The organism is Streptomyces sp. NRRL B-24572, from assembly GCF_002156145.1.
GTDB classification, from domain to species: Bacteria; Actinomycetota; Actinomycetes; order Streptomycetales; family Streptomycetaceae; genus Streptomyces; species Streptomyces vietnamensis.
Genome location: NZ_MWIG01001197.1, coordinates 1 through 870, shown reverse-complemented (window position 1 = coordinate 870; position 870 = coordinate 1). Strand labels below are relative to the sequence as shown.

Sequence of the window (870 nt, the reverse complement as noted above, 5' to 3'; positions counted from 1 at the left end):
TCGACCTCGCCCCCGCCGCCGGACGGGGCGGCGGGGGCGAGGTCGAGGGTCGTGTACGGAACCGGCATGACTCCAGTGTTTCCGCCTTCCGTGGCCGCACCGTCCCGGAAATGTCATGGTCCCGGTACGGTCCCGGGCATGAAGAACGACGTGATCGTGGTGGGGGGCGGGGTCGTCGGCCTGGCGACGGCGACGCGGCTTGCGGAGCGCGGGCGTCGGGTACGGATCTGGTCCCGGGACGACCCGCGGGCGACGACCTCGGCGGTGGCGGGCGCCCTGTGGTGGCCGTACCGGATCGAACCGGCGGCCGAGGTCGGCGCCTGGGCCCTGAACTCCCTGCGGGTGTACGAGGAGCTGGCCGTCGATCCGGAGCGGACCGGTGTCCGGTGGGTGGCCGGGGCCCACGCGGGCACGGAGCTCGGAAGTCTCGGTCCGTGGGCCGAGGAGGTCGAGGGGCTGCGGCAGTTGCCGCCGGAGGAGGTTCCGGGGCCGTACCGCACGGGGCTCGCGGCGCGCCTGCCGCTGATCGACATGCCGGTCCATCTGACCTTCCTGCGGGACCGTTTCGAGGCCATGGGCGGGATCTTCGAACGGCACGAGATCGGCGACTTCGAGGAGGCGACGACGCAGGCGCGGGTGGTGGTCGACTGCACGGGGCTCGCGGCGCGGGAGCTCGTACCCGATCGCGGACTGCGGCCGGTGCGGGGGCAGTTGGTCCTGGTGGAGAACCCGGGGATCGGGGAGTGGTTCGCGGCGGCGGACGAGTCGGCGGGCGAGACCACGTACTACTTCCCGCACGAGGACCGGCTGGTGCTCGGCGGGACGGCGCAGGAGGGCGACGAGCGGCTCGCGCCGGATCCGGCGACCGCG

At 73.9% G+C, this 870-nt stretch carries 1 protein-coding gene; it reads left to right on the top strand.

Annotated features, from left to right (window positions below):
- Positions 1 to 138: 138 nt before the first annotated feature.
- A partial coding sequence (locus CCN56_RS41265) for an FAD-dependent oxidoreductase (protein ID WP_086832597.1) occupies positions 139 to 870 on the top strand: 732 nt, incomplete at its 3' end.